A 2,326-nucleotide genomic window follows, 5' to 3' on the forward strand; every position below is an offset into this window, starting at 1 on the left:
GACATCGTCGGTGGTGTCAGTGACTTTGACCGACGCCGCGTCGCCCAGCTGCAGATTCTCGAAGGCACGGCCATCGATGTCTGCTGCCGACTTCACGCCCAACTCGATTTCACCGGCGTCTTTGTAGACGTCGTCGCCCTGCGCTTCGTGGGTGTACGGCGCGCTGGTTTCGCCAGCTTTGATGGTGACGGTAGCGTTGTTGCTCAAGGTCACGACCAGGTCGTGAGCCAGCGCGGTGTTGATGTGGACGGTGAACGTTGGTTTGACGTTCTCGGCGACGGAAACCTGGTCAGCGGTAATGGTGACTTTGACCACATCGCCTTCGTTGCCTGGAGTACCCGGCTCGTCAGTCACAGTGGTGCTGACCGGGGTCTTGTCCAGAACCAGGTTTTCAAACTTCCAGGCGTCAGCGCCGCTAACCGCCTGCAGGCTCTGCTCGACCGGTGGGTTAGTGCCGGTGTAGACGTTGTCTGGCGCGGTTACGGTAATCGAACCGGTGGTGCCGTTCGCCGGGACGGTGATCACCGTTTTGCCGTCACTCAAGGTGAAGTACAACGGCGCGTGGTTGTCGATCGGCAGACCGTCTTTGTTGGTCAGGGTGACGGTGTAAGTGATCTCGCCGCCTTCGGTAACCGATGGAGTGGCGGTCAGTTTGGCGATGACGTCGTCAGTAGTGTCAGTCACTTTGACCGACGCTGCGTCACCCAGCTGCAGGTTTTCGAAGGTACGACCATCGACATCGACCGCGGACTTGATGCCCAACGAGATCTCGCCAGCGTCTTTGTAAACGTCATCGCCCTGCGCGTCGTGAGTGTATGGCGCGCTGGTTTCACCGGCTTTGATGGTGACGGTGGCGTTGTTGCTCAAGGTCACGACCAAGTCGTGAGCCAGCGCGGTGTTGATGTGAACGGTGAAGGTCGGCTTCACGTTCTCGGCAACCGAAACCTGGTCAGCCGTGATGGTGACCTTGACCACATCACCTTCGTTGCCTGGAGTACCCGGCTCGTCAGTCACAGTGGTGCTGACCGGGGTCTTGTCCAGAACCAGGTTTTCAAACTTCCAGGCGTCAGCACCGCTGACCGCCTGCAGGCTCTGCTCGACCGGTGGGTTAGCGCCGGTGTAGACGTTGTCCGGCGCAGTCACGGTAACCGAACCGGTGGTGCCGTTGGCCGGAACGGTGATGACCGTTTTGCCGTCACTCAGGGTGAAGTACAACGGCGCGTGGTTATCGATCGGCAGACCGTCTTTGTTGGTCAGGGTGACGGTGTAAGTGATCTCGCCGCCTTCGGTGACCGAAGGAGTGGCGGTCAGCTTGGCGATGACGTCGTCAGTAGTGTCAGTCACTTTGACCGACGCTGCGTCACCCAGCTGCAGGTTTTCGAAGGCACGACCATCGACATCGACCGCGGACTTGATGCCCAACGAGATCTCGCCAGCGTCTTTGTAAACGTCATCGCCCTGTGCTTCGTGGGTGTAAGGCGCGCTGGTTTCACCGGCTTTGATGGTGACGGTGGCATTGTTGCTCAGGGTCACGACCAAGTCGTGAGCCAGCGCGGTGTTGATGTGAACGGTGAAGGTCGGCTTCACGTTCTCAGCAACCGAAACCTGGTCAGCGGTGATGGTCACCTTGACCACGTCGCCTTCGTTGCCCGGCGTGCCTGGCTCGTCAGTGACAGTGGTGCTGACTGGAGTCTTGTCCAGAACCAGGTTTTCGAACTTCCAGGCGTCAGCACCGCTGACCGCCTGCAGGCTCTGCTCGACCGGTGGGTTAGTGCCGGTGTAGACGTTGTCCGGGGCGGTCACGGTAATCGAACCGGTGGTGCCGTTCGCCGGAACGGTGATGACCGTTTTGCCGTCACTCAGGGTGAAGTACAACGGCGCGTGGTTGTCGATCGGCAGACCGTCTTTGTTGGCCAAGGTGACGGTGTAAGTGATCTCGCCGCCTTCGGTAACCGATGGAGTGGCGGTCAGTTTGGCGATGACGTCATCAGTGGTATCGGTGACTTTGACCGAAGCGGCGTCGCCCAGCTGCAGGTTTTCGAAGGTACGACCATCGATGTCTGCTGCAGACTTGATACCCAGGCTGATTTCACCGGCGTCTTTGTAGACGTCGTCGCCCTGTGCTTCGTGAGTGTACGGCGCGCTGGTTTCGCCGGCCTTGATGGTGACGGTAGCGTTGTTGCTCAGGGTCACGACCAGATCGTGAGCCAGCGCGGTGTTGATGTGAACGGTGAAGGTCGGTTTGACGTTTTCCGCCACCGAGACTTGATCAGCGGTGATGGTGACTTTGACCACATCGCCTTCGTTGCCTGGGGTACCCGGCTCG

General features: G+C 59.5%; 1 protein-coding gene. It reads right to left on the bottom strand.

Translation table 11 applies throughout. The features are described 5' to 3' along the window. Positions 1-2,326, bottom strand: a 2,326-nt coding sequence (locus tag HU750_RS26885; protein WP_346010862.1) for an immunoglobulin-like domain-containing protein, incomplete at both ends; no start/stop codon positions are given.

Origin of the sequence: Pseudomonas sp. SWRI50 (assembly GCF_014269095.1) — a bacterium.
Taxonomy (GTDB): Bacteria; Pseudomonadota; Gammaproteobacteria; order Pseudomonadales; family Pseudomonadaceae; genus Aquipseudomonas; species Aquipseudomonas kermanshahensis.